Origin of the sequence: Aromatoleum evansii (assembly GCF_012910805.1) — a bacterium.
Classification (GTDB): Bacteria; Pseudomonadota; Gammaproteobacteria; order Burkholderiales; family Rhodocyclaceae; genus Aromatoleum; species Aromatoleum evansii.
In genome coordinates, this window is record NZ_WTVK01000024.1 from 1 (window position 1) to 19,370 (window position 19,370).

Genomic DNA, 19,370 nt, shown 5'->3' on the forward strand with positions numbered 1-19,370 from the left:
CAGGGAATCGTCGATTCTGATCGACGGCCGACCGGTCATCGCTCAGGCTCTGCAGGACCGAAGCGATGAATGACGACGTCCATCATGAAGCGTGGGGCGACCGAGTCGGGCCGGAGTTGCTCGACGCAGTTCGCCACGGCAACGTTCCGGAAGTGCTGAGGCGGCTCGAGGAAGGATTGCCGTCCGACTGGCAGGACACGGAGGGATGCAGTCTGGTGTTCTTGGCCGCATTCCACCGTCGGTGGGACATCGTTGACGCCTTGTTGGCGCACGGCGCGTCGATCGATCTGCCCGATCGTCGTGGCTGGACGCCGCTCTTCTGGGCCGCCTTCAACGGACATGCGGACATCGTCTCATTCCTGATCGGCCGCGGCGCCGATCCCGACCTGCGCACGGAAGACGGGGAGTGGCCCTTGTTTTGGGCGGTATACAAGGGCCACACGGCGGTTGTTCGAAACCTGCTGATCGGCGGAGCAAGGAGGGACCTGCTCGATGAGGAGGGCCATGACATGCTGTGGCTCGCGCGGACTTTGAAGCGACGGGACATCATAGCGATGCTGGAAAGACGGTAAGTGACTTGCTTCGGCAATGGGAGCACGCCGGGGCGCATGTGCGCATCGCCGCTCAATGGGCCGCCGGGGATCACTTAATACGCAGCGCTCCTTACGAGCAGGCACGAGTTGCCCTGCAGATCGGGGATCGGCATCGGTGACGTGATGCCGATCCCGCGGAGCGTTGAGGCTTAGAATGCGAATTCTACCGGCATGCGCAGGGTGTGCTCAGGTGTTGCGTTCGTCATGCCGACGAGGTGGGCGGCGTTGTACTTGATCGACTAGTGGTTACCCACCGGCAGCTTGCCGAAGATCGCTGGGCCGGCCTTGTGCTGCTGGTCGCTCGACGATTCCCAGTCGTCCCACTTGCCGACTTCGCCGAAACCCTGCAGACCGTACTCGAAGGTCGGCATCAGACATACTTGAGCTGCCATTGGTACCCCAACACAGTCTCGCTCTTTTTTTAGCGTCGAAATGACGCTCGGCGAGCAGGTTCAAGTTGAGCTGGACCTTGCCGAGATCCTTCTGCGCCAGACCACTGAGTTTCACTTCCCAGCCTTCGTCGTGGTTGCGGGGGCGCTCAACTTCGACCGGCAGGCCGAGGTCGATCGGGTACTTACCCGTTTCGGTGAGCTGAAACATATTTTTCCACTCGACATCGCATGGATCCGAATTGGTTTCGCGAATTAAATTTGCTTGATGTGCGCCTGTCATCTGGCCCAAACGCGAGGCCGCGCAGAACGGGATGCTCGCCGAGTCAGTCGTGACCGGTGACAAGCCAGCCCCAGTCGGGCGGCGCGCGCACCGGATAAAAGTCGGGAACCTTCTGCTGTGGAAGACGACGCGAAGGTCACGTATTCTGCAGCGACGCCGCGTAGTGCTGCCCACCGCAGCGTGCGGATGGACGTCGATGCGCGATGTATCCGGCAGGACTTGGCATTGACGGACGAATGGAAAGGAAACGAGACATCGCCAAGTATCCGGCGCACCGAATGCCACCCGAACAATCATCCGACCGATGCGATTACACTGTGAGGAGCATCATGCAGCACGATAACCGGGCACCGATCCGCAAAGCATTGGCCCTCGCCATCGCCTCATTCGGACCCGTGACGATGGCGCTCGCCGCCGAGCCCGTCGAGCTCGCGCCGGTGGAGGTCGTCGGCACCACGCCGCTGCCCGGTATTGGCCTCCCGAAGGACCAGGTCCCCGCCAACGTCCAGACCCTCAGCGGCCAACGCCTGCGCGAGGCGGGTGGCCAATCCCTGGCCGAAGACCTGCAGCGCAGCCTGCCTAGCGTCAATGTCAATGAGATGCAGGGCAACCCCTACCAGGCCGACGTGAATTACCGCGGCTTCTCCGCCTCGCCGCTGCTCGGCACGCCGCAGGGCCTGTCCGTGTTCCTCGACGGCGTGCGCGTGAATGAGCCCTTCGGCGACGTAGTGAACTGGGACCTGATCCCCCAGGCGGCGATCGCCACCACGGTGCTGGTGCCCGGCTCCAACCCCCTCTATGGTCTCAACACTCTGGGCGGCGCGCTGGCGATCGAGACCAAGCGCGGCGACACCCACCCCGGAGGGGAGATCGAGCTGTATGGCGGATCCTTCGGCCGCCGTGGCGGGTCCGTCGAACATGGCGGTAAGCGCGACGAACTCTCCTGGTTTGTCGCTGCGGAGGGGATGAAGGAGGACGGGTGGCGTGACCGTTCTCCGTCCGAGGTCGGCCAGCTGTTCGGCAAGCTCGCGTGGGCCACGGGGAAGACGGATCTCGCCCTCACGCTGGCCCACGCCAACACCGATCTCATCGGCAACGGCCTGGTGCCGAAGAGCATGGAACGTCAGCGGCATGAAGCCATTTTCACCCATCCCGACCAGACGAAGAACCGCAGCACCCTGCTGGCGCTGTCCGGTGGCCATTGGCTGAGCGACGACGACCAGATCTCCGGCACCGTCTACGTCCGGCGTACCCGCACGCGCACGCTGAACGGCGACGGCAACGACGAGTACGAGGACGAGTTCGAGGAATGGGCCGATGCCGGCTTTCCCGCCGGGGAGGAACCCGAAAGCGGTGTGCTCAACCGCACCCGTACCGACCAGAATGCCGCGGGACTGGCCTTGCAGTGGAGCCGCATCGCCGGTGCCCACCAGTTCGCCGTCGGGGTGTCGCACGACCGCAGCCGTGCCAGCTTCCGTCAGAGTGAGCAGGGCGGCGCGCTCACCGGCAATCGCGGCATCGCGGCCGAGGAAGACGAGGAGCAGGTGAACAGCCTGCTCGGCCGCACCCGAACCACCAGCGTCTACGCGACCGACACCGTCACGCTTCCCCCCTCCGTGCATCTGACCGGCTCGCTACGCTTCAATCGCACCCGGGTAATCAACCGCGACCACATGGGCGACGCCCTCAACGGCGACTTCACCTACCGCAAGCTCAACCCCGCGCTGGGGCTCACCTGGCAAGCCGCACCGACCCTCACCGTGTACGGCGGCTTCTCCCAGGGCAGCCGCGCGCCGACGCCGATCGAGCTGGGGTGCGCCGATCCCGAGAATGCCTGCAGCCTGCCCAATGCGATGGCCGCCGACCCCTTCCTCGACCAGGTCGTCACCCGGACCCTTGAGCTGGGTGTGCGCGGCAGACTCGCCGGCAACACGCAGTGGAATGCCACGGTCTTCCGCAGCACCAACCGCGACGACATCCTCTTCGTCGGCACCGGCGGCAGCCTCGGCTACTTCACCAACTTCGGCCGTACGCGCCGCGAAGGCGTCGAACTGGGCCTTTCCGGGGAGACCGGCGCCCTCGATTGGCGCGTAAACTACAGCTACCTCGAGGCCACCTTCCAGTCCTCCGCCTGCATGCTTGCCGAGAACAACAGCACCGAGGGCGAGGGGGGCTGCCCCGACGACGAGATCCGCGTTTCGCGCGGCGACCGCCTCCCCGGCCTGCCCGAGCATAGCCTCAAGCTCGGTCTGGGCTGGCGCGCCAGCGACACGCTGCGCCTGGGTGCCGACCTCCTCGCCTACTCCGGCCAATACGTGCGCGGCAATGAGAACAATCGCCACAAACCGAACGACGAGTTCGGAGGCCGCGGCAAGCTTCCCGGTTACGTCGTGGTGCACCTGAACGCCGACTACAAGCTCGCTCGCGGGTGGACGGTGTTCGGCCGCATCGACAATGTCTTCGACCAGCACTACGCCACCGCGGGTGCGCTGGCCGAGAACCCGTTCGTCGGTCCCGGCAACGCCTTTGAAGCAGATCCGGACGGATGGCGCCACGAACGGTTTGTCGCCCCGGGCGCGCCGCGTAGTGCGTGGGTAGGCGTGCGCTACGCCTGGAAGAACTGATGATCCGTTGCGGGCAGAGTCCGTCCCCGCATAAAGAGGCATGTGTGGAGGTCACCCATGCTCAAACCCTTAACCAGCGCAGCCCGCGCACTCTAGACCAGTCCGAGCGACAGCACGACCAACGACTGCCCTTAATTGGCCGCGTTCCCCGCAAAATCGACAGCATCGGTCAACGGCGACACCGATCCCGAGGCAATCCCGTCGACGATCTCGATGCCGAACATCAGCGCGTTGACCTACAGCGCAATCCATGGCATCCGGCGGTAACGCGGACTCACCGGTTGGTCGGGGGTGCAAACGGTGTCGCAGCAATCTGACATGTTGATCTCGTGGGGGTTGGGGCCGTGGCCTTACTTGAACGGGTGCTCGAGCGACAGGTAGACCAGCACCCCCTGCGTTCCCGATGACGAGCCGACCCCAATCGGCCGGGAAACCCCGGACACGACCTGAAGCCCCGAATCGAAGTTGGCGGCGTAGCGGAAGCCCGGATTGATGAACATCGTCTTCTCGCGTTGTGTGTTGCCATCCGGCTGCACCACCTGAAAATTTGCTCCGGCCGCCTCCAGCATCAAGTTGAAATTCGGGGTCATCAGATAAATGAGGCTGGCCCCATAGTTCGAGCCCACCGTATCGGCACGGGCGCCGCCGGGTTCCTTCGATTTCGGCGTGTAGGTTCCGCCGAGATTCCAGTGGGTGACCACCGTGTCGGACAATTCGACACTCAGCGGCAGGTTCACCTGAATCCCCGTCGCCCCGGTGCCATGCCCATTCTTGTAGTCGCCGGTCGGCGCGATGATCGACAGCCGAGGCGCGAAGGCGACGCGCTCGTTGGCGACGGCCTGATAGCGGTAGTTAAGGAGAATGTCGCCAACGCCGGTCGAGGCGCCCGGATCAGGTGTCCGGAGCACGGGAATGGTGTAGGAGAGTTGGTGTGTTTCATCGGGGACGGGCCATTCTTGCGTGAACGAATAGGCCCACTCCTTCGACTGCTTCAGGTACATGAAACTCTGGATGTGTTGGACCACGCCAGCTTCCTGGTTGTAAGCCTCCTCGACCAGGAAGGAGTTGTCCTGGATCTTCTTGGCCCCTTCGGCCGAGGCGTGGAGGGGCAGACCCAGGGTCGCGGCCAGCGCCAGAATGAAAAGATGATTTGACATGAACGGTTCCTTGCAATAAACGGCAGCACCAATTGCGGTCGGTTGAAAAGCGCGGAGTTCAAGCGTTCAAGCGGCTATCTGTTGTGCATGGTAGCGCTGATTGATAGCTGCAGGCCACAGATCGTCAATCCGAAATCGTCCTGTGTCACGAGGTGCGCTTCGACGGCACGGGCTATCCGCGCGGCCTACAGGGCGAGGCGATTCCCTTCGGCACCCGGCTGTTCGCAGTCATCGACACCCTAGATGCGATGACCTCGAACCGCCCCTGCCGCAGGGGATTGCCATTCGACACCGCGAAGACGGAAATCCTACGCATGAGCGGTCGCCAGTTCGATCCGGAAGCCGTCCTCGGTTCGCCGCGGACGAATAGGTCCCGCGGCACATGGTCGAGAATAAGTGCGGGGACGCTCCTCTGGCCTGAGTTTCTTGGCCAGCAAGTGGGCCATGTACCCAATGTTTGCCGCACGTTTCGCGAGGTTTACAAACAGATAATCCACACGTCATCGATGGGGCAGCCACTCCGGCGCACACTGGCAATATGTGCGAAGGATTCTGGCACGACCACGCCAAGAGCGGATTCGCAAACCATCACCGGAGACCATCATGAAATCCAGGACTGCAGTTGCCATCAGCGCATTCTCTGCGCTCGTCGCGCTTTCCTTCGGAGCGAATGCCGCGCCGGAATCACCAGCTGCCGGGCAGACCACCAGCACGGCGCTACCGACACAGGCAACTACCAGACCCACGACACCGCGCCACAATCACATGACCGAGAAACTCGGCGTACCTACCGCGACCCCAGACTCGGACGACAAAATTGCAGCGAAGGAAAAAACACCGCTCCAGCGACACGATCACCAGCGCGATATGAAGTGACGAGGTGACGTCGCGTCTTTCATGCGTCATGAAATGCCGTGCACACACGGTGTGCGGTGTGCCTGCCGCCTTCTTGCCGCTGCAACGGGTTGTCCCGAGGATGCGGTGAATTACCGCTGTTGCGCCATCGTCCTGCGCAAGCGCTGGATCGTCGAGTGCGATCATGGTTGCATCAGAATAAGTAGAAACAGTACTGATAAGGGGCGTGACCTCGGGCCGATCGATCCCGTCAAACGGATCCTGCTTGGCAACGAGTAGGGGCACGGATAAAGAGAACAGCCCGCCATGCCTGTCGGTATGCGGGCCGTTCGACTGCAGCCGCTTCGCGGCCGGGCAGCTTACCTCCCTCGATGGTCGCGATGCAGCAGGCTGTCAAGACGCCAGACCTCATTGCCCTTCATCATGATTTTGTTGCCGTCCTTCGTTTCCATTTCATGACCTTCCTTCATTGAGGTAGCCCGGCCGAATTTGTCTTCCATGGCCATCTTGCCGTCCTTGAAGATGTACACCGTCGAGCCGTCCTTCAATTCGTAGGACTTCTCGACATTACCCTGATCCACGGCGAAAGCCGAGGTGGCGATCAGGATAGATGCGGCAGCGGTAGCGAGTTTCGTGAACATGATGGCTTCCTCGTGATGTGTTGCAGCAGATGAAGTCGAGCAGGCCCGTGCGGTGAATTTCCTCATCCGGTCCCCGCTCGTGCGGCACGCCGATACCCGTCCCAGAAATCAGCGTCCCCGGTAAAGCGGGCTTTCGGCGACGTACACCGTCACGCCTTCGGCGCCAGGAATGATTTTCGACAGCGGGAAACTGCGCATCGGGAACGCGTCGAAGGTCCAGTTGACCGTCTTGTCGCCGACACGAATGGCGACGGTCTCCAGTTGCACGACGTTGAGATAACGCGTGTCCTTGTCGACGACGATGAGGCGACCGGCCGCGCCGCCGGGTGCGGCATAACCGTAGGGGGCCAGTTGCCGCTCGGAGGGCTGGCTGGAAGACGCCTGGACTTGTTCCAGCCAGTGCGCGGTACCGCTTTCGGAATAGTCCGTGTGGGCGGATGCGCCGGATGCCGCAGCAATCAGCGCCGTTGCAACGACCATGCGGTTCAATGTGCTGTTCATGGTGATTCCCCTTGCAGTGTCTGAGTCGGCCGTTCACATGCGAGCGACCATGAGCACATGCTAGGAGGGATCCCCCGACAGCAAGATGACCCCGAAATTACTTCTACTTTAGCTTTATGTCATGTACAGGACAGGAACGACGGAGCGTCGTGACCATCTTGCTGATGGCTTCCGTGACGATGCCCTCATGCCCACTGGCCGATCGTCGCCCCTTCTCCCGCGGACTGCGAAGAGCCCTGGGGGCAATCCCCCCAAGGCTTTGTAGCAGCGCTTACTTGACCTTGGTCACGACATAGTCCTTGCCTTCCTTCACAAACTCGAATTCCACCTTCTTGCCGTCGGCGAGCTTGTCCAACAGCATCTTGTCCTTGATGCCGAAGGTCATGGTCATCGCCGGCCAGTTCATGCTCTTGACCGCTTCGTGGGCGAAAGTCACCGTGCCGGCGGTGGCGTCCAGCGCCTTGACGACGCCGACGGCCTGATGGGCCTTCACGCTCGGGGCGGACGGCTTGCCCATGTCCATGCCTTTCATGTCCGTGCCTTTCATGCCATCCATCTGCTGCTGTGCAAAGGCGCTGCCCGCCAGCATCAGGGTGGCCAACGCGGGGACGAGAATCGTTTTCTTCATGAGTCGCTTCCTTTCATTCGGGGATTGGAGGAGATGCCGGGGCTGATCGAACCAGCCCCGTCCTGCTAGAACTTCGGGTTCAGGGTGCCTTTCTCGGTGATCGTCTTCCACAAGGCATCGTTCTTCATCACGTACTGGGTTCCGTCCTTGCCTTCCATCTTCACGCCGTTCTTCATCTTGACGCGATTGCCGGCGGCGTCGATATGAACCATCGTGCCGTCTTTCTGCAGGGTGACCTTGCCGCCATCCTTGAGCTCGATGACCTGTGCTTGGACCCGTTCTTCAGCGGCGAAGACGGACAGCGAGAGAGACAGCAGCATCGGGATCAGCAACTTGCGCATGATCATTCTCCTTCTGGTTAATCAAGTGGATTGCATGGGCTTGCCTGAGTCGATCGATCACATTTGGACCACCTCCTTTCCCGGTTCGGGGGCGCGACGGCGTCGGCGCAACAGCAGGTAGACGGCCGGGATCACGAACATCGACAGCAGCGGCGCGGTGATCATGCCGCCCACCATGGGTGCGGCGATGCGCTGCATGACTTCGGACCCCGTGCCACCCCCCCACATGATCGGGAGCAGCCCGGCGAGAATGACGGCGACGGTCATCGCCTTGGGGCGCACGCGCAGCACCGCGCCTTCGCGGATGGCCTCGAGCAGGTCGGCGGTGCCGGTCTTGCCCTGATCGATGCGATCGTCCCAGGCGCTTTTCAGGTAGAGCAGCATGATCACGCCGAACTCGGCCGAGACGCCGGCGAGCGCTATGAAGCCGACGGCGCCGGCCACCGACAGGTTGTAGCCGAGCAGGTAGAGCAGCCAGATGCCGCCGACCAGGGCGAAGGGCAGCGTTGCCATGATCAGCAGCGCCTCGTCGAAGCGCTTGAAGGTCAGGTACAGCAGCACAAAGATGATGAGCAGCGTGAACGGCACCACCACCTGGAGTTTGGCCGTCGCCCGCTCCAGAAACTCGAACTGGCCCGACCACGAAATCGAATAGCCGGGCGGCGTCTTCACGTGTTCGGCCACCGCCCGCTGCATGTCGTGCACGGCCGAACGCAGGTCGCGCCCGCGGATATCCACATACACCCAGCCGGACAGACGCGCGTTCTCGCTCTTGAGCATCGGCGGGCCGTCCACCACCGCGACCTGCGCCACATCCGAGAGCAGGATGCGCGCGCCGCGCTCGGTGACGATCGGCAACGCCCGGATGCGTTCCACCGAGTCGCGGATCTCGCGCGGGTAGCGCACGTTGATCGGGAAACGCGACAGGCCCTCGACCGTCTCGCCGATGTTCTCGCCGCCGATGGCCGACGCGACCACCGACTGCACGTCGGCGATGTTCATGCCGAAGCGCGCGGCGGCATCGCGGTCGATCTTGACGTCGATGTAGCGGCCGCCGGTGAGCCGCTCGGCGAGCGCCGACGAGACGCCGGGCACGTCCTTCAGCACGCGCTCAATGTCGGCGGTAATGCGGTCGATCTCGGCCAGGCTCGTGCCGGCCACTTTCACGCCGACCGGGCTCTTGATGCCGGTGGCCAGCATGTCGATGCGGTTGCGGATCGGTGGTACCCAGATGTTGGCCAGGCCCGGCACCTTCACGATGCGGTCGAGCTCGTCCACCAGCTTGTCCTGGGTCATGCCGGGTCGCCACTGCTCGCGGGGTTTGAACTGGATCGTCGTCTCGAACATTTCCAGCGGCGCCGGGTCGGTCGCCGTCTCGGCGCGTCCGGCCTTGCCGAACACGCTCGCCACCTCGGGCACGGTCTTGATCAGGCGGTCGGTCTGCTGCAGGAGCTCCGACGCCTTGCCGGCCGACAGCCCCGGCAGCGCCGAGGGCATGTAGAGCAGATCCCCTTCATCGAGCGGCGGCATGAACTCGCCGCCGATGTGCTGCAGCGGCCAGACGCTTCCGACCAGGATCAGGGCGGCGACCGCCAGGGTCGTCTTGGGGACGCGCAGCACCGCATTCAGCAAGGGCTGATAGGCCGCGATCAGCAAGCGGTTGAGCGGGTTGCTCTGTTCGTCCGGAATGCGTCCCCGGATCAGGTAGCCCATCAGCACCGGGATCAGCGTCACCGCCAGGCCGGCGGCCGCCGCCATGGCGTAGGTCTTGGTGAAGGCCAGCGGCGAGAACAGCCGCCCTTCCTGCGCTTCCAGCGTAAACACCGGGATGAAGGACAGGGTGATGATGAGCAGTGAGAAGAACAGCGCCGGGCCGACTTCGGCGGCCGAGTCGCCGATGACCCGCCAGTGCGCATCACCCGTCAGCGCGTGGTCTGGATGCTCGTGCTTCCACTGCTCGAGATGCTTGTGGGCGTTCTCGATCATCACCACCGCCGCATCGACCATGGCGCCGATGGCGATGGCGATGCCGCCCAGCGACATGATGTTGGCGTTGACGCCTTGGTAGCGCATGACGATGAAGGCGGCAAGGATGCCGAGCGGCAGCGACACGATCGCGACGAAGGCCGAGCGCAGGTGGAACAGGAAGAGGAAGCAGACCACCGCGACGACGATGAACTCCTCGACCAGCTTGTGGGTGAGGTTATCCACCGCGCGCTCGATCAGGCCGGAACGGTCATAGACCGGCACGATCTCGACGCCCGCGGGCAGGCTCGATTGCAGCGTCTCAAGCTTAGCTTTGACCGCGGCGATCGTCTCCAAGGCGTTCTTGCCGGTGCGCATGACGATGACGCCGCCGGCGACTTCGCCTTCGCCGTCGAGCTCGCTGATGCCGCGCCGCATCTCCGGCCCGACCTGCATTCGCGCGACGTTGCCCAGGCGTACCGACACGCCGGCGTCGGTCGTCATCAGCGGGATCTTGCGGAAGTCGTCCAGCGATTGCAGGTATCCCGAGGCGCGCACCATGTATTCGGCCTCGCCAAGCTCCAGCACCGAACCGCCGTTCTCCTGGTTGGCCTTCTGGATCGCGTCCACGACGGTGCCGTGCGGCAGGTTGTAGGCACGCAGCTTGTCGGGGTCGAGCACGACCTGGTATTGCTTGACCATGCCGCCGATCGAAGCCACTTCGGCGACGTTGGGCACGGCCTTCAGCTCGTATTTCAGGAACCAGTCCTGCAGCGCACGCAACTGGGCCAGATCATGCTGGCCCGTGCGATCGACCAGCGCGTATTCATAGACCCAGCCTACGCCGGTGGCGTCCGGCCCGAGCGAGGCCTTTGCGCTCGTCGGCAGGCGCGACTGCACCTGGTTCAGGTATTCGAGGACGCGCGAGCGCGCCCAGTAGAGGTCGGTGCCATCGTCGAACAGCACATAGACGAAGGAGTCGCCGAAGAACGAGAAGCCGCGCACCGCCTTGGCGCCCGGCACCGACAGCATGGTCGTGGTGAGCGGGTAGGTGACCTGGTTCTCGACGATCTGCGGCGCCTGGCCCGGGTAGGTCGTGCGGATGATGACCTGCACGTCGGAGAGATCGGGCAGCGCATCGAGCGGGGTCTTGCCCACCGACCAGACGCCCCAGGCTGCCACCATCGCGGTGGCCAGCAGCACCAGGAAGCGGTTTTCGATCGACCAGCGAATGAGCCGGGCGATCATGGCCTCTGCTCCATCGCGCCCTTCGGCTCGATGCGGGTCAGCACCGGCAGGCCATCCTTGGTCATCATGAACGCGAAGGCCACCGACTGGCCGAGCTTCAACCCTGGCGGCAAACCGGTCGCCGGCACGCCGAACTCCATCGTCATCGCGCCCCACTGCAACGACGGAATGGGGCCGTGGGACAGCGTGACGGCATCCTTGCCGATGGCTTCGATCCTGGCTTCGCCGCGGTGCTCGACCGGCGCGGCGAGCTGCGCCGGGGGGCTGCCCTCCATGCGAGTGGTCGTCGCCTTGAGGCTGGCCTCGGAATCCACCAGGAACTGGCCCGATACCACCACCTTCTGGCCGGCCTCCAGGCCATGCTTGATCTCGGTCTGGCCGTCCGCCTCGATGCCGATGTCGACATCCACCGGACGGAACTTGCCGTCGACTTCAGCCAGCATCACCACCGTGCGCTTGCCGGTCTGGATGATCGCTTCGGTCGGCACCATCAGCCCCTCCTCGGTCCGGGCGCCCAGGAGCACGCTGACGAACATCCCCGGCGCCAGTTGCGCGCCGGGGTTGGCCACGAGGTTGACGAGCTCCACCCGCGCCTTGAGGGTGCGCGTGGCCGGGTTAACGTCGGGCAGGATCGCCTGCACCTTGCCCTTGAACACGGTGCCGGGCAGCGCCGGGGAGCGCGCTTCCACGCCAGCCCCCGGGCGCAGCAGTCCGGCCTGGCTCTCGGGGATTTCGGAGTTGGCCCAGACGGTGGACAGCCCGTTGATGCGGAACAGGGTCGCGCCCGGCATCACCGTCATGCCCTCGCGCGCCATCAACTCGGTGACGACTCCGCCGATGGGCGCCGTGAGGGTGATGCGCGGCTGCACGCGGCCGGCGACCTCGACCCGGCGGATCTGCTCGTCGCTCATGCCGACCTGACGCATGCGTTGACGGGCGCCATCGATCAGCCCGGCCAGATCGCTGCCCTGCAGGCGACGCACCGACAGGAACTCCTCCTGGGCGGCGACCCAGTCCGGCACGTAGAGGTCGGCCAGCGGCTGGCCCTTGGCGACCTGGTCGAGCGTGGCGCGCACATAGAGGCGCTCGACGTAGCCAGTGGCCCGCGCCTGCACGAGTGCCTGGTCGCGCTCGTTGAAGGCGATGCTGCCGGCGGCCTCGACCTGCGGCGAAAGCGTGCCCCGCCTCACCTCGGCGGTGCGCACCCCCAGGTTCTGCTGCACCCGGGCACTCACCGTCACCTGGCTTTGGTCACCGTCGCCGTCGGCATGGACCGGCACCAGTTGCATGTCCATGAAGGGCGACTTGCCCGGCTTGTCGAACTTCTGCCCCGGTACCATCGGGTCGTGCCAGTACAGCACCTTCTTGCCGGTGGACGGATCGATGTCACCGGCCTGCGTCGGGGCGGCCGCGCCTGCCGAACCGGACCCGGCGCCTGCGGCGCTGCTCGCGTGGTCCATGCCACGTTGCATGCCGAGGGCGTACAGGCCATAGCCGCCGGCAGCGAGTACGCCGGCGAGGAGGAGGCCGATCACGAAGGGTTTGAGTTTCATAGGGTGGTTTTCCATGGCAGGCTCAAGGACGGGGCGTTGCGACGTCGCGGTCGGCCGGGAGCAGGTAGTTGAGTTGCGCCCACAGGCGCGCGGTGTCCAGTTCGAGGCGCAGGCGCTTCAGACGCGTGTCGATTTCGTTGCGACGGGCGTCGAGCACCGCGGAGAGGTTCACCGTGCCGCCGCGGTAGCCGGCCATCGCCGCACGAGTGCGCTCCGCGGCCAGCGGGATCAGCGAGTCGTCGTAGCGTGTCAGGCGCGCCCGGTTGCTCTGCCATTCCTGCAGCATCGCGCGGGCCTCGGCGACGTGTTCGCGCGACGCTTCTTCGCGCTGGGCGCGCATCTGCTCGCCGACGGCGAGCTTCGCGGCGAGTTCACGGTCCTGGCGATTCTTCTGATCCCATTGCAGCGGAATCGAGACGTTGATCGAGACCATGTTCGAGAATGCGGGACCGCGTTGGCTGAACATCAGCTCCGCGCTCCAGTCCGCCTGCTTGTTGGCGCGCGCAAGTTGCACCTCGGCGTCGGCGATTTCTTCCTGCTTGCTCATCACCCGGATCTGCGGATGGTGGGCAAGGCGCGCATCGAGATCCACCGCGCTCAGGCGGACGGCGTCGGTCGGCGGGAGCCCGCCCAAGGGCAGGTTGGCGTCGTCGCCGATCCAGCGCGCCAACCGCATCCGGACCGTTGCGACCTGTGTTTCTGCCTCGGCGATACGGTCTTCGATCTGCGCCACGGAAGCGCGTGCCGCGAAGACGTCGGCCTGGGATCCCTTCGCGCCGCGGTACGCGGCATCGGCTGCCGCGATCTGCAAACTAGCCTCGTCGCGCTGGCTAACCAGGATCTCGCGCGTGCGCTCGAGGTAGTGGCGGTCCAGCCAGGCCAGCGCCGTGTCGCGCTGCAGGTTGGACAAGGCCAGTACTCCAGCGGCCTGCGCCGCCTCGGCTTCGCGCTCGAAGCGCGCCGCGCGCGCCTTGCGCTTGTCTTCGCGCGTGAATTCCTGTGCCACCCCGATCGAGCGCATGGTCATGAAATCGCGTGTGAGGCTGAACCGGTCAGGGCCGCCGACCGGCAGATTGTTGATCCCGGCCTTGAGCATCGGATCAGGCAACTGGGCGGCCGCTATCGCCATTTCGCGGGCGGCGGTGGCGGAGGCGCCCTGGGCGGCGAGTTGGCGCGAACGGTCCTGCGCCAGGCGCAGCGCCTGGTCGAAATCCAGCACGTTGTCGGCATGAGCGCCCAGGGCGGTGATGCCGAGGGCCAAGGCGATGGCGTGCGCGACGACACGCCTCCGCGAGAAGCGGAATGAGTCAGAAAACATCAGAGCTCCAGACAGGGGAACGAGTCAGCTCGGGATAAATCCCGCCGCCGGCGAGTCGAAACTCGCAAGCACGGACGAGCGGAACCGATGCGCCGGACGACCGCTCAGGTCGTCAGCGCAGCGTCGTCTGGAGGATCAATGTCGGAAGCAGCAGTGCAGGATGGCGTGCGGCGGGGAGGTGGCAGCGAGTAGGCTGGCCGCCGCTGCGGCGGGCCGGGTCGGCCCGGTCGGCTCCGGCAAGAGGGGGAGGGTATAAAGGTTGGAAAGCACTACCGCAGGCACCGTCGGTGTCTGCGTCTGATCGCTCTGCTGGCCGAAATGAACCTGTTCGACGCAGAGGTTGGGATTATCGGGGTCCGCCTGACCCATCTCGGGACATCCGGGCGCCATGTCCACGACCGGCGTTGTCGTCTCGGATCCTGCCATGGCCGTGTCCGCGCCGGCCGGACTACCCTTCGAACCCATGGTCGGCATCGCCGACCGCTCGCTGAACTCGGCCGACGACAGTTGCGGGCACGCGTAAGCCGCGAGCGCCATTTGCGAAAACAGCAGAATGCCAATCAACAGCTGGCAAACCGATCGTTTGACGCGCCGGATCATGGTCAATGCTCCACCGCGTCGGCGTGGGCAGGTCGCTCGGCACCGGACGCCGTCCGAAGGCGCACCTGCGGTCCACCCGCCGGGGCTTCCGCAACGGGGTCCGTCGTCAACGCCGCGATGATCGGACAGGCCTGCGACTGCGGCGCCCGGGCACAGCAGGAAACCAGTCCCTCCAGCGCGGAAGCCATCGCTTCCAGCCGGCCGATGCGCTCCCGAATCTCGGCGGCGCGCCGCCTGGTCACTTCGCGCACGTGTACCTGGTCGCGTTCGGCACTCAATGACACCAGTTCGGCGACATCATCGAGCGAAAACCCCAGTTCCTGCGCCCGCTTGATGAAGCGCAGGCGTTGCACGTCGTCCGCCGAATATTCCCGGAATCCGCCCGCCACGCGCTGCGGCTCGTGCAGCAAGCCGCGCCTTTGGTAATAACGCACGGCCTCCACCCCGACACCGGCGGCGTCGGCGATTTTGCGGATGGTGAAGGCACGGGTAGGCACGGGCGGAATCAACCAAAACTCAGTTTGATGCTACGGAGTTTAGTGCCGGTGAATGTCCATGTCCACAAGGGAATCGGTGCAGCTCAAGTTGGCCCCCGGCACCGTGGCCAACCCCGCGCCAATGCCAGATTCATCGACAGCATGTTCGCCACTGCCATTGCGCTTTCCTTCAGCGTGAGGCCGCACCGGATGCCACACCATCTGGGGTGCTGCTGCCGCATCCCGAGATCCATCATCTGGCTGCATCGGCCCGTAATGATCCAGCATGGACTGGCGCTGCTTGAGTCGCTCTCGGGTGAACTGCCCGCTTCCCGGCGCAATCGTACCCTCGAACCTCGATTTCGCCTCCGGCCCCTACATCGAGCGTGATTTCGCGATTACCGAGTTGGGATTATTGGATTACCGCTGACACATAGGCGAAGTGGCAGTGACGCTCGCGGTGGGCGTCCAAGCGGTGGTCTACTGACGCTGCCCCTCCAGTAGCGCGACCACATCCCACCGCTTCAGTGTTCGCGCCAGCCAGAGGACATCGTGGCCGTCCGTATCGAGCAAGTCTCGTCTCGCTCCGCCGATTAGTAGGTACCGAACGACCGAGGTGTGGCCCTTATAAACGGCCCAAAACAGCGGCCACTCCCCCTCCACCGTGCGACTGTCAGGGTTGGCGCCGCGGCCGATCAGGAACGAGACGATATCCGCGTGTCCATTGAAGGCTGCCCAAAAAATCGGCGTCCAACCCCGATAGTCGGCCAGGTCGATGGAAGCCCCCCGCGCCAGCAAGCTGTCGACGACTCCCCATTGACGACCATGCACCGCGTGAAACAACGCACTGCAACCTTCGACATCCCGACACTCGCAGGACAATCCGTCGTCAAGTAAACGACAAACGTCCTGCACATTGCCTGCACGGATTGCGTCGAGGAGGGCAGTTGTCATACGAGCGGTACTCGATGCGCTGTGAGTCGAGTCATTCATCGGTGCGATACCCGCGCCCGTTCCTTTCGGGGGCGATTGTCCGACAGGCCGTGATGTGTTTCGCCTCCCGCAACTTGATGCACATCAGCAGCCTGTCGGGCAGGCGGGATGGCACGCACGCTTAAGGCGAGATTCGTCAGGGTCTCGCCGAAAGGCGAGCTGGGAGCCCTGGAACGGCTTCGACATGAAAAGCCGGTCCGATTTGACGCTCGCAAGCGAGAAAGTGGCCACGGCACACCAACCGGAGAAAGGTGCTCGGCGCGCCACTTACGTCTATCAACTGCCGGTTAATGAAGAAACGGCCTGCGGTGCCGGGGGCGCCCAGGCCATTGGACTTGCACTGCGATTGAATTGCAGTGTCAGCGACCGCCGCGATTCGGATGTAGCGCCCTTTCAAGTCGCCAGATCTCATCGCCCTTCATCATAATCTTCTGGCCATCTTTCGTTTCCATCACGTGACCTTCCTCCATTCTTGCGACCCGGCCGAATTTGTTTTCCATGGCCATTTTGCCGTCCTTGAACACGTACACGGTTGATCCATCTTTGAGTTGATATGACTTCTCGACCGTGCTTTGGTCCACAGCAAAGACCGATGCTGCCAACAGCGCGGACACTGCCGCGACCGCGATTTTCATACGCATGATAGGCTCCTCTCGTTAATGTCGCCTCAGCGGGCGAAGCGGTTAGAATGGTGATGCAAAGGTTATTTTGATATCGCCGAACCCGAGTGGGCCTCGCAAAACCGACTACAAGCAGCCTTATTGACCGTGGGGGGATGGTTGACTGCCCCTGAAAACCGAAATTCTCGGGCGCTTCAAGCGTCCGGATCAAGCCTGTTAGATCGTCGTAAAATCATGAACAGGCGGCTGATTCTTACTACAGTATGCATCCGCATGAACCTGCCGTAGGCTCTACGATTGCTAACAACCAGTTATCCCGGAGGCGGGATGCGTGGTTCAGTAACCCACGCTCGTGACAATGAGACCTAGCTGCCGCCACGTTCGCGATGCAACTCCCTCTCAAGCCGCCAGATTTCGTTACCCTTCATCATGATCTTCTTACCATCCTTCGTTTCCATGGCATGGTCTTCCTTCATTGTGACAAACTGCCCGAATTTGTCTTCCATAGCCATCTTGCCATCCTTAAATACGTACACCGTTGATCCGTCCTTTAGTGAGTAGGACTTCTCAATATTTCCCTCGTCAACGGCGAATGCGGATGCTGCGATCAGGGTCGAAGCAAGTGCGATAGCAGTCTTCGTGAGCATGATTGGCTCCTCCTAGGTGTGGGGCGGTTCAAACGCGAGCCCAGTGCCGGTGCGCGTACGTTTCTCGGTCGCGTACCGAATTTTTGACCGTCTGCTTGAACCCTAGCGACCTCCCTGATACATCGGATTTTCATCCACGTAGACAGTAACCCCCTCTGTGCCAGGAATGGCCTTTGCAAGCGAAAAGCTGGCTGTCCCGAACGTGTCGAAGGTCCAGTTAGCGGTCTTTTCTGCCATGCGAATCGCGACGGTTTCAAGCCGTACCACATTGATATGGCGTTTGACCTTATCGATTATGACTTCCCGAGTTGGCATGGCAGACGATGCATAACCGTAGCGGGCGAGTTGCTGTTCGGTCGGTTGGCTGGAAAATGCTGCAACATGTCCGCACCAGTGAGTGGCGCTTTTTTCCGAACAGTCTTCATGTGCGAATGCGCCAGAGGCCGCAGTGAGTAGACCTGAAGCGAGGACAAGCCGCGTCAACGTTTTCATAGTGCATCCTCGTGCCTGACGACGTTCAATTGCTCGCGCGCAAGCAATCATGAACCAATGATAGACGGCAGTCTCTGACGGCAAAGTGACGTGGTGATTACGTCTACGTCACTTCCGATTATTGCGAAAACTGGGGTGAGATCCGAGGGGCGCGAATCATCACCCATTTGCTTGAAAACGAATTGGCCCGCTCTGCAATCTGGGCGCGGGCCAATCGAACGCGGTCGTTCCTAGACCGCATGGACTCAATTTGTCTGGTGCTCGCGATGTAGCGCGCTATCGAGACGCCAGATTTCGTTACCTTTCATCATGATCTTCTTGCCGTCCTTCGTCTCCATCGTATGTCCCTCCTTCATGGAAACAGCCTGGCCGACTTTATTCTCCATAGCCATCTTTCCGTCCTTGAAGATGTAGACGGTTGAGCCATCCTTCAGTTCGTAAGACTTTTCCACATTTCCTTGGTCCACTGCGAATGCGGACGTCGCAATCAAAACGGATGCTGCTGAGGCAATAAGTTTCATAAGCATGACTGGCTCCTGGTTGGTGAACGGTGAAGATTATGTTCCACGGTGTGACACTGCCGGCATTGACGGTGTGTGAAATGACGCCTCCGACCGCACGTCATCATTGGTAGCGCTTAACGTCCGCCGCGATACATAGGGTTTTCCTCGACGTAAACCGTAACACCCTTGGCTTCCGGAATGATCTCGGTGAGCGGAAACGGCCGTGGGTAAGCATCAAATGTCCAATTGATCGTCTTGTCGCCAATGCGAATGGCGACGGTCTCCATCTGCACGACGTTGAGAGAGCGGGTGTTTCGGTCGATAATTGCGGTACGTTCCGCAGGGGCTGACGATAAATATCCATAAGGCGCCAGTTGTCGCTTAGTTGGCTGACCGGAAGCCGCTTGTGCGTGTTCTAGCCAGTGCGAGGCGCCGGCTTCGGAGTAGTCGGTATGTGCTAGAGCATTTGCGGTGCCCGCGCCAACTAGTATTGTTAGTGCTATGACTCGTGGGAAACTCACGTTCATGGTACTTACCCCTGCAGGTTCATGATCGGACGGCCTTAATCGAACCCTCGTGAGACTATGTTAGTCGTGGGTGCCTAACATAGGAATGACCGCTGCATTACATATGCGTAATTGAAAAGTAATGTATGCCAGCGGGACGTTAGTCGAGTAGCGGCGACTCCGAAGCACAAATGCTTGGGTCTCCGAAAATAGAATGCTGGGCGCAACTAATAATTGGCGTTAGGAATTTCGGATGACCGGTGGATGACCGTTTCATCCAGGAAGCGTAGATGGTGTCAACGACGCCTGTTTCAGACCGCGAAGCAGATCGGTCCGTATGCCAAATGCTGCTCCTGACGTGGTCTGACTTGCTAAATCGAATGGCACGCATTACATTCAGTCCATGGCCACTCGAGAATGGTTGCCCGATGCATGCT

General features: G+C 62.6%; 22 protein-coding genes and 1 pseudogene. 6 read left to right on the plus strand and 17 right to left on the minus strand.

Going from position 1 to position 19,370, the window contains the following annotated elements; translation table 11 throughout:
• Positions 1–65: 65 nt before the first annotated feature.
• Complete coding sequence (locus GO615_RS13605; protein ID WP_169128905.1) at positions 66–572, plus strand: ankyrin repeat domain-containing protein; 507 nt, start codon at positions 66–68, stop codon at positions 570–572.
• A gap of 260 nt (positions 573–832) precedes the next feature.
• Here the strand turns inward: GO615_RS13605 and GO615_RS13610 are convergent, their stop codons facing one another.
• On the minus strand, positions 833–985 hold the full coding sequence (locus GO615_RS13610) for a hypothetical protein (protein WP_169128907.1): 153 nt from the start codon (positions 983–985) through the stop codon (positions 833–835).
• A 40-nt stretch (positions 986–1,025) separates the two neighbouring features.
• Between GO615_RS13610 and GO615_RS13615 the strand changes: the two genes are divergently transcribed.
• The 3 genes from GO615_RS13615 (at position 1,026) to GO615_RS13625 (ending at position 3,889) form a co-directional block, all read left to right on the plus strand.
• The gene (locus GO615_RS13615) at positions 1,026–1,241 is read left to right on the plus strand and encodes a hypothetical protein (RefSeq protein ID WP_169128909.1); all 216 of its coding nucleotides are present in this window, start codon (positions 1,026–1,028) and stop codon (positions 1,239–1,241) included.
• 141 nt (positions 1,242–1,382) lie between these two features.
• Positions 1,383–1,586 (plus strand): hypothetical protein, encoded by a 204-nt coding sequence (locus tag GO615_RS13620; protein WP_169128911.1) that lies wholly within the window; start codon positions 1,383–1,385, stop codon positions 1,584–1,586.
• An 8-nt stretch (positions 1,587–1,594) separates the two neighbouring features.
• Positions 1,595–3,889, plus strand: a complete 2,295-nt coding sequence (locus GO615_RS13625) for a TonB-dependent receptor (protein WP_169128913.1) — start codon at positions 1,595–1,597, stop codon at positions 3,887–3,889.
• Positions 3,890–4,239: 350 nt separating this feature from the next.
• Here the strand turns inward: GO615_RS13625 and GO615_RS13630 are convergent, their stop codons facing one another.
• A complete protein-coding gene (locus GO615_RS13630; RefSeq protein WP_169128915.1) occupies positions 4,240–5,046 on the minus strand; it encodes a transporter family protein in 807 nt (268 codons plus the stop codon).
• Between the two features lie 152 nt (positions 5,047–5,198).
• Here GO615_RS13630 and GO615_RS29385 point away from each other — a divergent pair.
• Together GO615_RS29385 and GO615_RS13640 are read left to right on the plus strand one after the other, a co-directional pair.
• Positions 5,199–5,327, plus strand: a pseudogene (locus tag GO615_RS29385) (HD-GYP domain-containing protein); the annotation flags it as partial.
• A gap of 322 nt (positions 5,328–5,649) precedes the next feature.
• Positions 5,650–5,922, plus strand: coding sequence for a hypothetical protein (locus tag GO615_RS13640; protein WP_169128917.1), 273 nt, complete (start codon positions 5,650–5,652; stop codon positions 5,920–5,922).
• A 338-nt stretch (positions 5,923–6,260) separates the two neighbouring features.
• Here the strand turns inward: GO615_RS13640 and copK (GO615_RS13645) are convergent, their stop codons facing one another.
• The 15 genes from copK (GO615_RS13645) to GO615_RS13715 form a co-directional block, all read right to left on the minus strand.
• A complete protein-coding gene (gene copK, locus GO615_RS13645) occupies positions 6,261–6,542 on the minus strand; it encodes a periplasmic Cu(I)/Cu(II)-binding protein CopK (protein ID WP_169128919.1) in 282 nt (93 codons plus the stop codon).
• Positions 6,543–6,650: 108 nt separating this feature from the next.
• Positions 6,651–7,022, minus strand: a complete 372-nt coding sequence (locus GO615_RS13650; protein ID WP_422614272.1) for a CzcE family metal-binding protein — start codon at positions 7,020–7,022, stop codon at positions 6,651–6,653.
• A 292-nt stretch (positions 7,023–7,314) separates the two neighbouring features.
• Positions 7,315–7,671 (minus strand): copper-binding protein, encoded by a 357-nt coding sequence (locus GO615_RS13655; RefSeq protein ID WP_169128923.1) that lies wholly within the window; start codon positions 7,669–7,671, stop codon positions 7,315–7,317.
• Between the two features lie 65 nt (positions 7,672–7,736).
• Positions 7,737–8,012 carry a CopK family periplasmic copper-binding protein gene (locus GO615_RS13660; protein WP_169128925.1) on the minus strand — a complete coding sequence of 92 codons (276 nt, stop codon included), beginning with the start codon at positions 8,010–8,012 and terminating at the stop codon, positions 7,737–7,739.
• Positions 8,013–8,069: 57 nt separating this feature from the next.
• Positions 8,070–11,225 (minus strand): efflux RND transporter permease subunit, encoded by a 3,156-nt coding sequence (locus tag GO615_RS13665; protein WP_169128927.1) that lies wholly within the window; start codon positions 11,223–11,225, stop codon positions 8,070–8,072.
• On the minus strand, positions 11,222–12,778 hold the full coding sequence (locus GO615_RS13670; protein ID WP_169128929.1) for an efflux RND transporter periplasmic adaptor subunit: 1,557 nt from the start codon (positions 12,776–12,778) through the stop codon (positions 11,222–11,224). The genes GO615_RS13665 and GO615_RS13670 overlap by 4 nt, the downstream gene beginning before the upstream one ends.
• A 22-nt stretch (positions 12,779–12,800) precedes the next feature.
• Positions 12,801–14,096, minus strand: coding sequence for a TolC family protein (locus GO615_RS13675; RefSeq protein ID WP_169128931.1), 1,296 nt, complete (start codon positions 14,094–14,096; stop codon positions 12,801–12,803).
• A gap of 135 nt (positions 14,097–14,231) precedes the next feature.
• The gene (locus GO615_RS13680) at positions 14,232–14,696 is read right to left on the minus strand and encodes a hypothetical protein (protein ID WP_246262278.1); all 465 of its coding nucleotides are present in this window, start codon (positions 14,694–14,696) and stop codon (positions 14,232–14,234) included.
• Between the two features lie 2 nt (positions 14,697–14,698).
• Positions 14,699–15,193 carry a MerR family transcriptional regulator gene (locus GO615_RS13685; protein ID WP_169128935.1) on the minus strand — a complete coding sequence of 165 codons (495 nt, stop codon included), beginning with the start codon at positions 15,191–15,193 and terminating at the stop codon, positions 14,699–14,701.
• A 459-nt stretch (positions 15,194–15,652) separates the two neighbouring features.
• Positions 15,653–16,126, minus strand: a complete 474-nt coding sequence (locus GO615_RS13690; RefSeq protein ID WP_246262279.1) for an ankyrin repeat domain-containing protein — start codon at positions 16,124–16,126, stop codon at positions 15,653–15,655.
• A gap of 398 nt (positions 16,127–16,524) precedes the next feature.
• On the minus strand, positions 16,525–16,806 hold the full coding sequence (gene copK, locus GO615_RS13695) for a periplasmic Cu(I)/Cu(II)-binding protein CopK (protein ID WP_169128939.1): 282 nt from the start codon (positions 16,804–16,806) through the stop codon (positions 16,525–16,527).
• Positions 16,807–17,150: 344 nt separating this feature from the next.
• Complete coding sequence (copK, locus tag GO615_RS13700) at positions 17,151–17,432, minus strand: periplasmic Cu(I)/Cu(II)-binding protein CopK (protein ID WP_169128941.1); 282 nt, start codon at positions 17,430–17,432, stop codon at positions 17,151–17,153.
• A 102-nt stretch (positions 17,433–17,534) separates the two neighbouring features.
• Positions 17,535–17,924 (minus strand): CzcE family metal-binding protein, encoded by a 390-nt coding sequence (locus tag GO615_RS13705; protein ID WP_169128943.1) that lies wholly within the window; start codon positions 17,922–17,924, stop codon positions 17,535–17,537.
• A 245-nt stretch (positions 17,925–18,169) separates the two neighbouring features.
• Complete coding sequence (gene copK / locus GO615_RS13710; RefSeq protein WP_169128945.1) at positions 18,170–18,451, minus strand: periplasmic Cu(I)/Cu(II)-binding protein CopK; 282 nt, start codon at positions 18,449–18,451, stop codon at positions 18,170–18,172.
• Positions 18,452–18,561: 110 nt separating this feature from the next.
• Positions 18,562–18,954, minus strand: coding sequence for a CzcE family metal-binding protein (locus GO615_RS13715; RefSeq protein ID WP_169128947.1), 393 nt, complete (start codon positions 18,952–18,954; stop codon positions 18,562–18,564).
• Between the last annotated feature and the right edge of the window lie 416 nt (positions 18,955–19,370).

Coding starts and splice junctions, on each gene's coding strand:
- GO615_RS13715 (WP_169128947.1), bottom strand. CDS start 18,954: ATGAACGTGAGTTTCCCACGAGTCATAGCACTAACAATACTAGTTGGC.
- copK (WP_169128945.1), bottom strand. CDS start 18,451: ATGCTTATGAAACTTATTGCCTCAGCAGCATCCGTTTTGATTGCGACG.
- GO615_RS13605 (WP_169128905.1), top strand. CDS start 66: ATGAATGACGACGTCCATCATGAAGCGTGGGGCGACCGAGTCGGGCCG.
- GO615_RS13650 (WP_422614272.1), bottom strand. CDS start 7,022: ATGGTCGTTGCAACGGCGCTGATTGCTGCGGCATCCGGCGCATCCGCC.
- GO615_RS13655 (WP_169128923.1), bottom strand. CDS start 7,671: ATGAAGAAAACGATTCTCGTCCCCGCGTTGGCCACCCTGATGCTGGCG.
- GO615_RS13660 (WP_169128925.1), bottom strand. CDS start 8,012: ATGCGCAAGTTGCTGATCCCGATGCTGCTGTCTCTCTCGCTGTCCGTC.
- GO615_RS13690 (WP_246262279.1), bottom strand. CDS start 16,126: ATGACAACTGCCCTCCTCGACGCAATCCGTGCAGGCAATGTGCAGGAC.
- GO615_RS13640 (WP_169128917.1), top strand. CDS start 5,650: ATGAAATCCAGGACTGCAGTTGCCATCAGCGCATTCTCTGCGCTCGTC.
- copK (WP_169128939.1), bottom strand. CDS start 16,806: ATGCGTATGAAAATCGCGGTCGCGGCAGTGTCCGCGCTGTTGGCAGCA.
- copK (WP_169128919.1), bottom strand. CDS start 6,542: ATGTTCACGAAACTCGCTACCGCTGCCGCATCTATCCTGATCGCCACC.
- GO615_RS13665 (WP_169128927.1), bottom strand. CDS start 11,225: ATGATCGCCCGGCTCATTCGCTGGTCGATCGAAAACCGCTTCCTGGTG.
- GO615_RS13630 (WP_169128915.1), bottom strand. CDS start 5,046: ATGTCAAATCATCTTTTCATTCTGGCGCTGGCCGCGACCCTGGGTCTG.
- copK (WP_169128941.1), bottom strand. CDS start 17,432: ATGCTCACGAAGACTGCTATCGCACTTGCTTCGACCCTGATCGCAGCA.
- GO615_RS13705 (WP_169128943.1), bottom strand. CDS start 17,924: ATGAAAACGTTGACGCGGCTTGTCCTCGCTTCAGGTCTACTCACTGCG.
- GO615_RS13680 (WP_246262278.1), bottom strand. CDS start 14,696: ATGATCCGGCGCGTCAAACGATCGGTTTGCCAGCTGTTGATTGGCATT.
- GO615_RS13610 (WP_169128907.1), bottom strand. CDS start 985: ATGGCAGCTCAAGTATGTCTGATGCCGACCTTCGAGTACGGTCTGCAG.
- GO615_RS13670 (WP_169128929.1), bottom strand. CDS start 12,778: ATGAAACTCAAACCCTTCGTGATCGGCCTCCTCCTCGCCGGCGTACTC.
- GO615_RS13625 (WP_169128913.1), top strand. CDS start 1,595: ATGCAGCACGATAACCGGGCACCGATCCGCAAAGCATTGGCCCTCGCC.
- GO615_RS13675 (WP_169128931.1), bottom strand. CDS start 14,096: ATGTTTTCTGACTCATTCCGCTTCTCGCGGAGGCGTGTCGTCGCGCAC.
- GO615_RS13615 (WP_169128909.1), top strand. CDS start 1,026: ATGACGCTCGGCGAGCAGGTTCAAGTTGAGCTGGACCTTGCCGAGATC.